The 14,408-nt window shown below is 68.9% G+C and carries 13 protein-coding genes; 7 read left to right on the top strand and 6 right to left on the bottom strand.

Annotation, left to right across the window (positions count from 1 at the left end; translation table 11 throughout):
• Window position 1 precedes the first annotated feature (1 nt).
• The 6 genes from DFR72_RS16885 (at window position 2) to DFR72_RS16910 (ending at window position 6,881) form a co-directional block, all read left to right on the top strand.
• The gene (locus DFR72_RS16885; protein WP_090066360.1) at window positions 2-1,504 is read left to right on the top strand and encodes a dynamin family protein; all 1,503 of its coding nucleotides are present in this window, start codon (window positions 2-4) and stop codon (window positions 1,502-1,504) included.
• Window positions 1,501-1,866, top strand: coding sequence for a nucleotide exchange factor GrpE (grpE, locus tag DFR72_RS16890; RefSeq protein ID WP_090066270.1), 366 nt, complete (start codon window positions 1,501-1,503; stop codon window positions 1,864-1,866). Before DFR72_RS16885 ends, grpE begins: the two co-directional genes overlap by 4 nt.
• The gene (locus tag DFR72_RS16895) at window positions 1,863-3,683 is read left to right on the top strand and encodes a dynamin family protein (RefSeq protein ID WP_090066269.1); all 1,821 of its coding nucleotides are present in this window, start codon (window positions 1,863-1,865) and stop codon (window positions 3,681-3,683) included. Before grpE ends, DFR72_RS16895 begins: the two co-directional genes overlap by 4 nt.
• A 103-nt stretch (window positions 3,684-3,786) precedes the next feature.
• Complete coding sequence (locus DFR72_RS16900; RefSeq protein ID WP_090066268.1) at window positions 3,787-4,473, top strand: DUF6802 family protein; 687 nt, start codon at window positions 3,787-3,789, stop codon at window positions 4,471-4,473.
• A 311-nt stretch (window positions 4,474-4,784) separates the two neighbouring features.
• Window positions 4,785-6,596 carry a phosphoenolpyruvate carboxykinase (GTP) gene (locus DFR72_RS16905; protein ID WP_090066267.1) on the top strand — a complete coding sequence of 604 codons (1,812 nt, stop codon included), beginning with the start codon at window positions 4,785-4,787 and terminating at the stop codon, window positions 6,594-6,596.
• A 75-nt stretch (window positions 6,597-6,671) separates the two neighbouring features.
• Window positions 6,672-6,881: a hypothetical protein gene (locus DFR72_RS16910; protein WP_090066266.1), complete on the top strand. Its 210-nt coding sequence runs from the start codon at window positions 6,672-6,674 to the stop codon at window positions 6,879-6,881.
• 285 nt (window positions 6,882-7,166) lie between these two features.
• Here DFR72_RS16910 and DFR72_RS16915 read toward each other — a convergent pair whose 3' ends face one another.
• The 5 genes from DFR72_RS16915 to DFR72_RS16935 form a co-directional block, all read right to left on the bottom strand.
• The gene (locus DFR72_RS16915; RefSeq protein WP_143086728.1) at window positions 7,167-8,009 is read right to left on the bottom strand and encodes a septum formation family protein; all 843 of its coding nucleotides are present in this window, start codon (window positions 8,007-8,009) and stop codon (window positions 7,167-7,169) included.
• The gene (locus DFR72_RS16920) at window positions 8,006-9,253 is read right to left on the bottom strand and encodes a pyroglutamyl-peptidase I (protein WP_245983070.1); all 1,248 of its coding nucleotides are present in this window, start codon (window positions 9,251-9,253) and stop codon (window positions 8,006-8,008) included. Before DFR72_RS16920 ends, DFR72_RS16915 begins: the two co-directional genes overlap by 4 nt.
• 71 nt (window positions 9,254-9,324) lie before the next feature.
• Window positions 9,325-10,959, bottom strand: a complete 1,635-nt coding sequence (gene mctP / locus DFR72_RS16925; protein WP_090066263.1) for a monocarboxylate uptake permease MctP — start codon at window positions 10,957-10,959, stop codon at window positions 9,325-9,327.
• A complete protein-coding gene (locus DFR72_RS16930) occupies window positions 10,959-11,225 on the bottom strand; it encodes a DUF3311 domain-containing protein (RefSeq protein ID WP_090066262.1) in 267 nt (88 codons plus the stop codon). Before DFR72_RS16930 ends, mctP begins: the two co-directional genes overlap by 1 nt.
• Window positions 11,226-11,330: 105 nt before the next feature.
• A complete protein-coding gene (locus DFR72_RS16935; protein WP_245983072.1) occupies window positions 11,331-12,017 on the bottom strand; it encodes a GntR family transcriptional regulator in 687 nt (228 codons plus the stop codon).
• Between the two features lie 96 nt (window positions 12,018-12,113).
• Between DFR72_RS16935 and DFR72_RS16940 the strand changes: the two genes are divergently transcribed.
• Window positions 12,114-12,893 carry a LamB/YcsF family protein gene (locus DFR72_RS16940; protein WP_090066261.1) on the top strand — a complete coding sequence of 260 codons (780 nt, stop codon included), beginning with the start codon at window positions 12,114-12,116 and terminating at the stop codon, window positions 12,891-12,893.
• Window positions 12,894-13,508: 615 nt separating this feature from the next.
• Here DFR72_RS16940 and DFR72_RS16945 read toward each other — a convergent pair.
• A complete protein-coding gene (locus DFR72_RS16945; protein WP_090066260.1) occupies window positions 13,509-14,408 on the bottom strand; it encodes an ROK family protein in 900 nt (299 codons plus the stop codon).

Here is a 14,408-nt window from a genome sequence, read left to right on the forward strand (position 1 = left end):
CGTGACGGCGTTGCAGGGACAACAACTGGCCGGTCCGCTGTGCGCGGCGGTGGCCAACCTGTGCGTTGCCCTCCAGCCCCAGGTGTCCCCGCGGACCGCCGCCGGTTTCCAGGAGGTGCTGCGCCGGTTGCACGCGCCGTTGCAGGTCGCGGTGGCGGGCAGGATCAAGTCCGGCAAGTCGACTCTGGTGAACGCGTTGATCGGACGCCGGGTCGCGCCCACCGACATCGGCGAGTGCACACGGCTCGTCACGCGCTATCAGTACGGCACGGTCGACCGCATCGAAGTCGTGTTGCGAGACGGCAGGCGGCAGGTGCTGCCGTTCGACGCGAACGGCATGATCCCCACTTCTCTCGGCTTGGACGGCGTCTCGCACATCGAGGCGTACCTGACGAACGCCGTGCTGCGTGACATCACCGTCATCGACACACCAGGGCTCGGTTCGCTGGACGCGGCATCGGTCGCGCGCACCGAGGAACTGCTGGACCCCGTGTCGCGCAACGCGGTCGCCGGTGCCGAGGCTGTTCTCTACGTCGTGACGCAGGGCGTGCGGGCGGACGATCACTCGACGCTGGCCGCGTTCACCGCCGCGACCGCCTCCCGCGAGGCGGGCCCGGTCAACGCCATCGCCGCGTTGAACAAGGTCGACGCCGTCGCGCCGGAAACCGTCGAGGGCGCCGACGGTGACCTCTGGCGCGCCGCGCAGATCCTCGCGGCGAAGCAGGCCGAACTGCTCAGGCCGCGCGTCGCCGACGTGCTGCCGGTGATCAGCCTGCTCGCCGAGTCCGCCGAGACCGGGGAGTTCACGTCGGCCGACGCGGAGGCACTGAGGGCGTTGGCGGCCCTCGACGCGGACACCCGCACGATGATGCTGATGTCCGGAGACCTCTTCACGTCGTGGGAGTGCGACGTCGCGGCCGGTGTGCGCTCCCGGTTGCTGGAGAAGCTCGACCTCTACGGCATCGGCCAGGCTCTCCTGGCACTGGACGCCGAGCCCGCGCTGCCCGCCGGGGCGTTGCGGCGGGTGCTGTTCGACGCGTCCGGGTTCGCCGCGGTCCGCGGCCGGCTCGACGCGGTCTTCCGGGCGCGGGCCGACGGCATCAAGGCCGCGGCGGCGCTGGCGTCGGTCACGTCGCTGGCCTCGGGCGATCCCGGTGAACGGCAGCGCGTTCATGACGCGATCGAGGTCCTGCTGGCCCGTCCAGAGGCACACCAGCTGCGGCTGCTGGAGGCGTTGACGCTGGTCTCGTCCGGTGCGGTCGCGCTGGCGCCGGACCTGACGGAGGAGGTGCTCCGCGTCGGGAGCACCCCGGACGTGGCCGCACAGCTCGGCTTGCCGGGCAGACCAGGCGCGGAACTCGTCGCGTTCGCGCTGGAACGGGCCGGGTGGTGGCGTTCGTTCGCCTCCTTCGGCGCGACTCCGGCGCAGGCTCGGGTGGCGCACGTCGTCCACAGGGCGTATTTCCTCATCTGGCAGCAACTACGTGCTGGGGGGCACCGATGAGCGTGAACGGAACCGAACGCACCGATCTGGCGTCGGACGACGGTGTGGAGACCATTGCCGACGAGCTGCTGGACCAGGCGCTGGCCGAGCGCCGCGCGCTGGTCCAGCTGTGCCTGTACGCACTGGACCGCGCCAGTGCGGGCGTGGTCGCACGCATCGAGGAAGGCCTGTCGTCCATAGGCGTCGTGGCGCTGCGGGTGGACGGTGAGCGGTTCGACCCGTCGCAGCACGAGGCCGGTGGCGCCGTGCCGACCGACGACCTGTCGTTGCAGGGCTTGGTCGCCGAGACCGAGGTGCCCGGCTTCTGCGACCGAGGCCGTCTCCTGCGGGCTCCGATCGTGACGGTCTACACGTCCCGATGAGCAACCTTTCGCAGACAGTCCGGCAGACCCGCGAACGCCTCACCTCTCTCGTGCGCGAGCTCGACCCGTCGATGGCCGACTGGGTGGCTCGTAGCGCGGCTCCCGAGGTGTCGTCGGTCGTGATCGTCGGCGAGACGAACCGCGGCAAGTCGTCGCTGGTCAACGCCCTGCTGTCGGCTCCGGGTCTCTCGCCGGTCGACGCGGACGTGGCCACTTCCACCTACCTCGTCTTCCAGCACGGCCCGTCCTGGGCGGCCCGAGCCTGCTACCCCGGCCTGCTCGCGCCCGTCAGCTTCCCGCTGCCCGCGCTGATCAACTGGGTGTCCGCCGCCCACGACCTGCCGGAGGGCGAGCTGCCGCCGCGCTACGTCGAGGTCGACGCCCCGATCCCGCTGCTGGAACGGATGTCCGTCGTGGACACCCCTGGCGTGGGCGGCCTGGAGTCGGTGCACGGCGAACTGGCGCTGGAGGCCGTCACGTCGGCCACCGCCCTGATCTTCGTCGTGGACGCCTCGTCACCGTTCACCCGCGGTGAGCTGGACTTCCTCAAGCGCGTCGGCGACCGCGTCGAGACCGTCGTCTTCGCGCTGACCAAGACCGACCAGTATCGGGGCTGGCGCCAGGTCCTCGACGCCGACAAGGCGTTGCTGGCCGAGCACGCCCCGCGGTTCGCCGACGCCACCTTCTACCCGGTGTCGTCGCGCATGTTCGGCATGGCCGCCCAGGCCCCGAACCCGGACGCGGCCTCCATGCTCCGCGAACGCTCCGGCATCTCCGCCCTGCAGACCGCACTGCAGGAACTCGTCACGGGTCGCGCCGGCATGCTCGCCGAGGCCAACGCCCTGCGCGCGTTGTCGACCGTGCTGGCGGAGCTGGAAATCCGCCTCGAACATGAGAAGCGCGCTCTGTCCGTGGGCGAGGACGAGGCTGTCGTCCTCCGTGCCCGCCGCGAAGAACTGCAGACCGAACGCCGTTCCTCGACCCGCGGCTGGCAGGTCCGGTTGCGCGGCGAGGTCCAGCGGGCCCGCATCGAGAACTCCCACGAGATCTCCCGCCAGATGCGTGACCTGCAGACCTGGTACCGCCAGGCCATCGACGCGGCCGACCGCACCAGCCTGACCACGTTGCCGCAGCAGGTGGACACCGCACTGCAGGTCGTCTCCGGCCGGATCTCCACAGCTCTGTCCGTGCGCCTCTCCCAGGTCACCGACGCCGTGCTGGCCGCGCTGTTCAGCGCGGAGGAACTGACCCTGATCCGCGGCCAGTTCGCCCGCGGCGAGCAACCCCCGGTCGTGTTGCGCCCCAAGGAGAAGCGCCCGCCGACGGCGGAGGACAAACTCCTGGTGTTCATGGGCGTGTCCGGCGGCCTGGGCGCGGGCAAGCTCGCCGTCATGCCGCTGGCGGGCCTCGGCATCGCCGTGCTGAACCCGATCGTCCTGCCCGTCACCATCGCCCTGGGCCTCGGCGCGGGCTGGTGGATGGCCCGCACCCGCACCCACACGGCTGAAAAGCAGCACGTCAAGCAGTGGCTCTCGGACGCCATCGCCGACGCACGCTCCACAGTGGACCAACTGGCCGCCGAGCAGCTGATCGAGGCCGAACAGGCCCTGTCGCTCGCGCTGGACGAGGCACTGGCCAAGCGCATCGAGGCCATCGAGGCCGAACTGCGCGAGGTCGACCGCGCGTTGCGGATGGAGGCCGGCGAACGCGGCCGCGAGCTGCAGGCCGTGACCCGGCAGCTCGCCGAGGTGGAGCAGGGGCGCTCGAAGGCCGAGGAGCTGCTGGGCCGGATCAGGTCCGTGCGAGACCGGGCCTGACTCCGCCGGAGGTCGTCGACACGGGCGCAAACGGTTGGCGGCGGAACCAAACCGGCATAACGTGGGTCATACCGGTACATGAGCAAGTAGGAGGTGTGTCCCGGTGTACATCGACGAGAACGGTGCGGCCGACGCCGAGCTGAAGGTCACCGTCGAGGATGAGGAGTACACCGCCGACGTCACCTTCGACCTCGACCACGACGGCGTGAACGACTCCGCCGTCGTCGAGACGGACGACGGTGGACATCTCGCGTTCACCGACACGAACGGCGACGGTGACGCCGATCTGATGAGCACGTTCGACAAGGACGGCAATCTCCTGAGCCAGGCGCGGTTCGAGGAGAATTCCGGTGAGTGGGTTGCCGTCGACCCGAGCGATCCCCGGCAGGAAAAAACGAATTCGTCTCCCACGCAGGCGATTGTCGTGGACACCGACGACGGTGAACGAAACGTCGGGCAGGCCACCGAGGACACCGACGGGGACGGCAAGGCCGACACCGCCGTCGTCCGGGACGACGCCGGCGACACGTGGTTGTTCACGGACAAGAACGGCGACGGCAAGGCCGACGTGGCGACCGAGATCACACGATCCGGCGAGGTCACGATGTCGGAGCACCGCGGTGACGACTGGGTCGAGGTCGAGCACGGGCACATCGAGTCCGACGGCCGGTACGTGACCGACTCGAAGAGCGGCATTCTGGACGACTCGGACGACTGGCTGGAGGAAGAACGGTTCGACGGAGTCGTCCGAATCGATTCCACAACCGGTCAGTGGATCAGTCCGAACTGACCCTCTAACTGAAGCGCAGGTCACAGGCCCCGGTGTGGTGAGAACCGCACCGGGGCCTCTTGTGTTTTTCCCACCTCAAGCCGGCCTTAACGCCGTCCGAGTGCTGAATCGATTCCAGAATCGGTTTTGTGAGGGAAGCGACAGGCTGGGGGTGCTTTACCTGCCATTCACCGGGCTAACCTCGGTCCATCCCCTTCCACGTACGCCCGGCCCCACCGGGCGTCGTGAGCTATTCCCGAGGACGACGAAGTCCTGCACCGGACCACCACGTGCTCGGGTTGCCGAGGCGTTCAGTCAGGAGACGAGACGAGATGACGGCAGTGACCATTCCCGGTCTCGAACACGCACCTACCAACCACGCGCGTCTGCTCGCATGGGTTCAGGAAGTCGCTGAGCTGACCTGCCCTGACGAGGTTGTTTGGGCTGACGGGTCTCAGGGCGAATGGGACCGTCTCACGAAGAAGCTCGTCGACGCCGGCACGTTCGTGCCGCTCAAGAAGAAGCCGAACTCGTTCTGGGCGGCCTCGGACCCGACGGACGTCGCGCGTGTGGAGGAGCGGACCTACATCTGCTCCGTGCGCGAGGAGGACTCGGGCCCGACGAACAACTGGATGGACCCTTCAGAGATGAAGGCCATCATGACGGAGCTCTACCGGGGCTGCATGCGTGGCCGCACGATGTACGTCATCCCGTTCTGCATGGGCCCGCTGGACGCGGAGAAGCCGATGCTCGGTGTCGAGATCACCGACTCGGAGTACGTCGTCGTCTCCATGCACATCATGACCCGCATGGGCAACAAGGCCCTGGCGCTGTTCGGTGAGGACGCTCCGTTCGTCCCCGCGCTGCACTCGCTCGGCGCTCCGCTGGAGGCCGGCCAGGAAGACGTGCAGTGGCCGTGCAACGACACGAAGTACATCTCGCACTTCCCAGAGACCCGGGAGATCTGGAGCTTCGGCTCCGGCTACGGCGGCAACGCCCTGCTCGGCAAGAAGTGCTACTCGCTGCGCATCGCCTCGGCCATGGCGCGCGACGAGGGCTGGCTCGCCGAGCACATGCTGATCCTCAAGCTCACCTCGCCGGAGAACAAGGCGTACTACATCGCCGCCGCGTTCCCGTCGGCCTGTGGCAAGACGAACCTCGCCATGCTGGAGCCGACCATCCCCGGCTGGAAGGTCGAGACGCTCGGCGACGACATCGCCTGGATGCGTTTCGGTGAGGACGGCCGCCTGTACGCGGTGAACCCGGAGAACGGCTTCTTCGGCGTCGCGCCCGGCACCGACTACCACACCAACCCGAACGCGATGCGCACCATCGCCAAGGGCAACTCGCTGTTCACGAACGTCGCGCTGACCGACGACGGCGACATCTGGTGGGAGGGCATGGGCGAGCCCCCGGCCCACCTCACCTCGTGGAAGCACCAGGACTGGACGCCCGACAGCGAGGAGCTGTCGTCGCACCCGAACTCGCGCTACTGCACGCCGATCGAGCAGTGCGACATCAAGGCGCCGGAGTGGGAGGACCCGAACGGCGTCCCGATCTCGGCGATCTTCTTCGGTGGCCGCCGCGCCACGACGATCCCGCTGGTCACCGAGTCGCGCGACTGGCAGCACGGCACCTACATGGGTGCCACGCTCTCGTCCGAGACCACGGCCGCCGCGGTCGGCAAGACCGGCGTCGTGCGCCGCGACCCGATGGCGATGCTGCCGTTCATCGGCTACAACGCCGGCGACTACTTCCAGCACTGGGTCGACCTCGGCAAGCGCGCCGACGCCGACAAGCTGCCGAAGATCTTCTACGTCAACTGGTTCCGCCGGGGCGAGGACAAGCGCTTCCTGTGGCCCGGGTTCGGCGAGAACTCGCGCGTGCTGAAGTGGGCCATCGAGCGCCTCGAGGGCAAGGCCGCCGCGCAGGAGACGCCGATCGGCTACGTGCCGACCGCCGACGACCTCGACCTCGAGGGCCTGGACGCGTCGCGTGAGGACATCGAGGCCTCGCTGGAGTTCAACGCCGACGAGTGGCGTGCCGAGATCCCGCTGGTCGAGGAGTGGTTCGCGAAGATCGGCGAGAAGGTCCCGACCACGCTCCGCGACGAGCTGGCGAACCTGAAGCAGCGCCTGGGCTAGTCAGCCCGAGGTGTTTCGAAGCCCCAGCGGTCAACGGCGACCGCTGGGGCTTCTCTTTGGGGTACTACTGGTGGCGTGACGCAGAACGACTTCCTCGGCGGCCTCAACTTCGACGGTTCGAAGCGCGATGTGGAGGTCGGCCCGTCGACGGGCATCGTGCGCTACTACCCGGTGCCGGCCGCCCCGCCCGCCCGTCCGTCACGATTGCGTTACGCGCTCGTGTTCGGCCTCGGTTTAGCCATCGGCGTGGTCGCCGGCGTGGTCCTGTGCAGCAATTTTCTCTGAATCACCGCAGCTCATCGTCCACAAGAGACGAAGTTGTCCACAGGTGTGGACGGCTTTGTGCACATGTTGTGGATAGCTGTGGACAAGCCTGGGGACTTCTCCCCCGGTCGTAGGAATGGTCTTGCTCCAGGAATGAACCTGGCCCCTTCCGGGAACGTCTTGAGTACGTGATGGCGGTCACAAAGATCGTCACTGAGGCGGAGAGGGAGGTGTGCCGTGGGAATCGCAGGAATCGCGATGCTGGTGCTGTCCCTGGCCGCCGTGCTGATGGTCGTGGTCGCCGAATCAGTTCGGGAGCGGGTTGTCGCGGATGCCGAGGAGGGTGCCGCCGAAGGTTCTGGTGGCCTCCGCGTAGCAGACGGCGTTGGTCCAACCCTCTGACCAGGCCTGGGAACCGGGGTTCCGCCACGCGGGGAACACGTCCGAGCGCTTGGTCGAGCCCAGGTAGTCGTGCACGGCCTTGGTGCACTTCTCGTTCGCGATCGAGTTCATCTGCTCCTTGGACGGAGCGGGGTCGGTCGACTTGCCGAGTGAGACGACGCCACCGGGCACGGCCTCGGCCATGTGCGCGGTGGCGCAGGCGACGACCTTGACCTCCTGGTCCTTCGACGGCGAACCCTGGGTGCAGGTCTGGAAGGTGCCGAAGCCGTTGCTCTTCAGCACGTCCTTCACGGAACCCTTGCGCGCCAGCGGCTTCTCGTCCGGGCTGATCTCCACGACGGTGCACAGCCGCCAGCGCTGGCCGTCCTTCCAGCCCTGCTCGTTCGGCCAGAACGCCCAGACCCGCAGCCGCGTCGAGTCCGCGTCGCCGCTGCCCAGGTACTCGGTGAGCGTCTGGCGGCACGGCGGGAGCGCGGCCTTGCGCAGCGCCTGCGTGTCCGGGTAGGTCGTCGGGAGGCCGGTGAGCTCACCGACGCTCATGACCTCGGCCTCGTGCGAATCGGTGCACTGCAGCACCTTCAGCTCGTAGGCGTTCATGCACTGCCCTGCCTTGGGCAGTGCGGGTGCGGAGGCGGAGGCGGTCGAAGGCAGAGGTCCGGGGACCGCCTGCCCTCCCACCTGGATCGCGCACGCGGACAGGGTCAGCGCGCTCAGGACAATTGCCACCGCCAGCCGCACACGAGTCACACCACAGAGACTAGGGCCTTCACCTGTTCGGCGATGTCCCGACGCTGTTTTTCGAAGGCCGGATCGGTCAGCGCGGCCGGGTCGGCAGGCTGTCCGAGCACTGGCGTGTGCAGGTGTCCACCGAGGACGTTCGTTGCGCCGTAACCGATCCGCAGCCTGTTGGCCCGGTACATGCTCTCGTTCGAGAGGTAGTCACCACCGCCGCCGGACGCCGCGACCCTGCCCGGAGTGGGGTTGTCCGTGCGGCACGACTGCTGGGAACCGACGACGACCCACTCGCAGAAGGCCGGGTTGTAGTTCACCGCGAACGGGCCGGTGCCCGCGTCGATCATCTTCTGGAACGGCAGCGTCGTCTCGATGAACTCGTTGCCGGGCTGCGGCCAGCCGGCGGCGTTCGGGACGCTGCCGAACGAGCCGACGTTGTTGTTGTCCGCGAAGCCACCGCGCCACCGCGCCGCCCACCGTTCGACGTCGAACCGGCCGGGCCTGCCCTGGCTGATCGTCACGAACGCGTCGGGCTTCTGCTGCAACGCCGAACCGTAGAACTGCTCGACGACTCCCTCGTCGAACCCGCCCCACAGCACCGGGAGCACCGCGGCCTGCAGGACGACCTTGCCGGTCGGCGTCGAGATCTCCCGGCCGTCGAGCTGCAACGCCGCCGCACCGGCGGGGTTGGCGCGCCGCACGTTCACGCCGGTGAGCTGGAACGGGTCGAAGCCGGTGACGGCGATCCTGCGCACGCCGGGCCTGCTGGGGAACGCGGAGTCGCTCAGACCCCGTGAGGCCCAGTCGAACCGCTGGACGAGCTTCGCGCGCTCGTTCGGCGGCAGGGCGAACTTCGGTTTCCACTGACGCAGCGCGGAACTGAGCTGCAGCCGGGCCCAGTAGAGCGGGCGGTCGTCGTAGGCGTCGTGTGTCACGGGTGTTGTGCTTTGCGCGCGGGCGACGGCGGCCTTCCACAGCGCGTTTCCTTCGCGTTCCACGAACTGCTGCGCCTGCTTCGGCACGATCTGGCGGCAGAGCTTGGCGGTGAAGTCGGTGACGCGGCCGTCGAACCCGGCCAGCTCCACCAGCGACGGGCCGACGGCGGGGCCGCCGACGACGAGCGTGTCGTCGAGGCGCTGTTCCTCGACGGTGAGCGGTGCGGTGGTGTCGTAGCAGTTCGCGTCCTGCGCGTGGGCGACGGCAGGACTCAGGGTGAGGGCGATCGCGGTCAGTCCGACCAGTCCGGCGATGGTTTTCACGTACTCGATCCTCAACGCAAAGGGCCACCCGTCGTAACCGACGGGTGGCCCATAGTGTCGACGACTGCGTCTCAGTGGGCAGCGATGGGCTTGACCCTCGGGTTGTCCTCGTCGACGTGGTAGTCGGACGGGTCCGTCTGGTCCGTGCCGTTGAACCACTTGGCCTTCTTGGCGATCAGCGTGACGACCACCGCGACCAGCAGGTTGACGAACAGCGCGATGATGCCGACGTAGATCTGCGTCGTCGAGGCGCCGAACGGGTGCCACCCGAAGATCGAGATGTTGCCCAGCGGCAGCGCGGAACCGGCGAAGTGCGCCTTGCCGATGGCCGGGTTGCCGATCGTGTAGAGCAGCCACATGCCGTAGCCCATGCCCGCGAACCAGCCGGCGACCAGGGCGTAGACGTGGAACCAGCGCGTGTACAGCGCGATCGCGACCGCCGGCAGCGTCTGCAGGATCATCACGCCACCCATGAGCTGCAGGTCGATCGAGAACTGCGGGTCGACGAACACGATGAACGCGACGGCGCCGAACTTCACCACCAGGCTGGCGAGCTTGGCCTGCTTGGCCTCCTCCGCCGGGGTGGCGTCCTTCTTCATGTACTCCTTGTAGACGTTGCGCGTCCACAGGTTCGCCGCCGCGATGGACATGATCGCCGCCGGCACGAGCGCGCCGATGCCGATGGCCGCGAACGCGATGCCCGCGAACCACGACGGGAAGTTCGCGCCGAAGAGCTCGGGCACGATCGTGTTGGTGTCGGGACGGCCGGTCGCCTGGTTGACGATCGGCTTGGTGCCCGCGCTGATCGCGACGAAGCCCAGCAGCGCCAGCAGACCCAGCAGCAGCGAGTACGCCGGCAGCGCGACCATGTTGCGCTTGATGACGTTGCGGCCGCGGCTCGCCAGGATGCCGGTCAGCGAGTGCGGGTAGAGGAACAGCGCGAGCGCGCTGCCCAGTGCCAGCGTCGCGTACTGCAGCTGGTTGGTGCCGGTGAGCAGGATGCCGTCGGCCTTGCTCGGCGTGGCGTCGAACTTGGCCTGCGCGTCGTTGAAGATCTCGCCCCAGCCGCCGAACTTCGAGGGCAGGTAGATGATCGCGACGAGGATGACCAGGTAGATCAGGATGTCCTTGACGAAGGCGATCAGCGCCGGCGCCCGCAGACCCGACTGGTAGGTGTAGAGCGCGAGGATCAGGAACGCGATGAACAGCGGCAGGTGGCCGAGGATGCCGGAGCCGTTGAGGCCCATGCTGCGCAGCACGGCCTCGAGACCGACGAGCTGCAGCGCGATGTACGGCATGGTCGCGACGATGCCGGTGACCGCGATGATCAGCGCCAGCCAGTGCGAGCCGTAGCGGCCCTTCACGAAGTCGGCGGGCGTGACGTAACCGTGCACGCGGCTGACCGACCACATCCGCACGAGCGGCAGGAAGACCAGCGGGTACAGGATGATCGTGTAGGGCAGGGCGTAGAACCCGAGCGCACCCGCGCCGAACATCAGTGCCGGCACCGCGACGAAGGTGTAGGCGGTGTAGAGGTCACCACCGACGAGGAACCACGTGATCCAGCTGCCGAACTTGCGGCCGCCGAGGCCCCACTCGTCGAGGTGCTCGAGGGTGTCGCCCTTCTGCCACCGCGCAGCCAGGAAGCCCATCACGGTGACGAGCAGGAAGAGAGCGCTGAAAACGATCAGCTCGGTCCACTGCATCAGTTCGCTCCCTCGTCCAGGTCGTCCACGCCGAGCTTGTCGGGCTTGCCGGTGACCACGGGCTCGTCCTTGGTCTTGACGTAGACGAGGCCGACGCACACGACGCCGAGCGGGACGAACAGGAACTGGTACCAGTAGAAGAACGGCAACCCGAAGATCCTGGGCTCGTCCTGGTTGAACCACGGCGTGATGAGCATGAACAGCGGAAGTATCAGCAGCAGGTTCCAGTTGCTCCAGCGCAAGCCGGTCTTGTGCTCCGACGGCATGGTGGCCCTCCGTGTACGCGGTGTTGCGCGGATGTTAGGCCTGATGAAGGGTGCCGTCAGCCTCGTGATCGCAATCGTTGCCTTCGCCTTAACGTTCTCTTTGGACTAATCCGCCACAAGACGGCTGACGAGGTCCTGTTCGGCGGCGTCGAAGTACTCGTCGAGCTGCTGGACCGCCTGGTCGACCGTGCCGTTGTTCAGCAGTTCCACGATCTTGCGGTTCCACGGCAGGTAGGTCTGGTGGAAGGCCTCGACCTCGTGCGCGACGCGGAAGGCGAGCATGAGTTCGGCGAAGAGCCGGTCGGACTCGTCGCTCAGGCGGGCGCTGCCCGCGAGGCCGACGATGCCGCGGTGGAACTGGATGTTCGCGCTGCCGGTCTTGGTGAAGTCGTTCTTCTCGGCGCGTGCCACGGCCTGGCGGACCGGCGCCCGCACCGCTTCCCGCTGTGCGTCGCCGACGGTGTGCCAGAGCCTCAGCGCGCCGCCCTCGATCACCCGGCGTGCGGCGTAGAGGTCGCGCACGTCGTTGCCGGTCGGGCGGCGGACGAAGACACCGCGGCTGTGCTCGTGCACCAGGATCCGGTCGCGCGTGAGCAGCCGGAACGCTTCCCTGAGCGTGTTGCGGCTGACGCCGAGCGCGCCGCCGATCGCTTCCTCACTCAGGCGCAGGCCCGGCTCCAGCTCACCGAGGAGCACCCGCTCGCGCAGCATGTCGGCGACCTTCTGCGCGGTGCTCGCGCGCTCCAGATCCGCCTTGCTCTGGGCCAGCGTCGACACCCACGTCTCAGTCACCTCGGCAGTCTATTTCCAGGATCGTTCGATTGCCCTATCGTAGAATCGTTCAACAATCCCACAATTCACCGAACGAGCGCGCATGGGAGGACGGCCATGGACCTGAACGCGGACCTGGGCGAGGGCTTCGGCCACTGGACCCTCGGCGACGACAGGGCCTTGCTGGCCGTCGTGACCAGCGCGAACGTCGCCTGCGGCTACCACGCCGGCGACGCGGACACGATGCGCGAAACCTGCGCCTCAGCCGCCGCGGCAGGAACGGCGGTAGGCGCCCACGTCGGCTACCGGGACCTGGCGGGCTTCGGCCGCAGGTTCATCGACGTGGCCCCGGACACGCTCACCAACGAGGTCCTGGCCCAACTGGGGGCTTTGTCGGCGTTCGCCCGCGCCGCAGGCACCCGCATCTCGTACGTGAAGCCACACGGCGCCCTCTACAACACCCTGGTCCGGCACGAAGCCCAGGCAGACGCCGTGGTCGACGCGGTCCGCCTCTTCGACCCGACACTCGCGGTACTGGGCCCACCAGGCGCGGTCTGGCTGAAGCGAGCCTCGGTAGCAGGCCTGCGCGTCTGGCACGAGGCCTTCGCGGACAGGGCCTACACCGCCTCCGGAACCCTGGTGCCGCGCGGCGAACCGGGAGCCGTCCTGCGCGACCCGGCCGAGATCGCGGCCCGCTGCGTCCAACTGGCGACCGAGGGCTGGATCCGCAGCGTCTCCGGCCGCCCGGTTCGAATCCAGGCCGACTCGATCTGCGTGCACGGCGACACCCCGAACGCCGTGGAGATCGCCCGCACGGTCCGCTCTGCCCTGGAGACGGCAGGAATCGCGGTAGGCCGCGTGGAGTCACCACTGCGCCACACCCGCCAGGCGGTCTGACGCGCTCTGCAACGCGCCGGCCGCTCCAGCCCAGTCAGCCTGCGGCCTACCTGCTCAGCGTGCTGCCGCCGCCCAGCGACAGCCCCGGCGATCGCCGTCCCGGCGGCCTGACCGGCACGTTCGAACGCCACCAGCGCAGCGTTGTGGTCCGGTGCCGGCCAGCCAACCGGCACGTCTGTGAATCGCCCCGGCCCAGCCAGCCCGCAGCCTGCCTGCCCAGCGTGCTCTCGCCGCCCAGCGCCAGTCCCGCCATCCGCCCGCCCAGCCAGCTCGTCCGCGCAGCTCAGCCGCCCGGCCGCCTCACCTGCCTACTCGGCCCGCCTGCCCGAGCCCTCGGCGGTCACACCGACTGGCGTACCAGCGCAGCCGCCCCACCGGTCCGGCCACTCCGCCCAACTCGGCCACGCGCACCTCGAGCCCGGCCAAGTAGGAGGGCCCGGCGTGGGTCTTCATCGTCCGTCCGTCCGTCCAGCCAGCTCGTCCGTCCAGCCAGCACCACCAACATGCCGACCACCCAGCCAGCCAGTTCGCCTGGCCAGCCCCGCCTGCCTGCTCGGCCCGCCTGCCTGCTCGGCCCGCCTGCCTGCTCGGCCCGCCTGCCCGAGCCCCCGCCGGTCACACCGACTGCCGAACCAGCGCAGCCGCCCCCACCAGCCCGGCCTCCCCACCCAGCTCAGCCGCCCGCACCTCGAGCCCGGCCAGGTAGGACAGCCCGGCGTGGGTCTTCAACGTCCGCCGCACCGGCTCGAACAGCAGCTCCCCGGCCTGCGCCACCCCACCCCCGATGACGGCGAGCTCCAGGTCGCACACCGCGGCAGCCCCGGCGATCGCCATCCCGACGGCCTGACCGGCACGTTCGAACGCCGCCAGCGGGATCTCCTCGCCGGACAGCGCGGCGGCGGCCAGCAGGGCGGCGTCGGCGTGGTCCGGTGCCGGCCAGCCCGCGTGGCGTGCCCAGGCCACCATGCGCGGGCCACCGGCGATGGTCTCCGCGCACCCGCGGCCGCCGCACGTGCAGGGTTCGCCTTCGGGGTCCACGACGATGTGGCCGATGTGGCCCGCGTTGCCGGTGCGGCCGCCGAACGGGCGTCCGTCCAGCACCAGCCCGCCGCCTACACCCGTCGACACGACGAGGCCGACCATGAACGTGCTGCCCTGGCCGGCGCCGCGCCAGTGTTCGCCCAGTGCCATGCACACGCCGTCGCCCGCGAGTTCGACCGGGACGTCCGGGAACAGCGACGCCACCGACGACCGCAGCGGGAACTCCTGCCAGGACGGCACGTTGATCGGCGAGACGGTGCCGGCGGTGGTGTCGACCGGGCCCGCCGAGCCGATGCCCACGCCCGCGACGGCCGAGTCCCCGACCACCTCGGAGATCACCGAGACGACTGCGTCCCAAGGGTTTTCGGATGGCGTCGGCACACGCGCGGAGCGCACCACCGAGCCGAAGGGGTCGACCAGGGCGGCGGCGATCTTGGTGCCGCCGAAGTCCAGTGCCAGCACCAGATCAGTCAC

The organism is Lentzea flaviverrucosa (assembly GCF_003350445.1).
Classification (GTDB): domain Bacteria; phylum Actinomycetota; class Actinomycetes; order Mycobacteriales; family Pseudonocardiaceae; genus Lentzea; species Lentzea californiensis.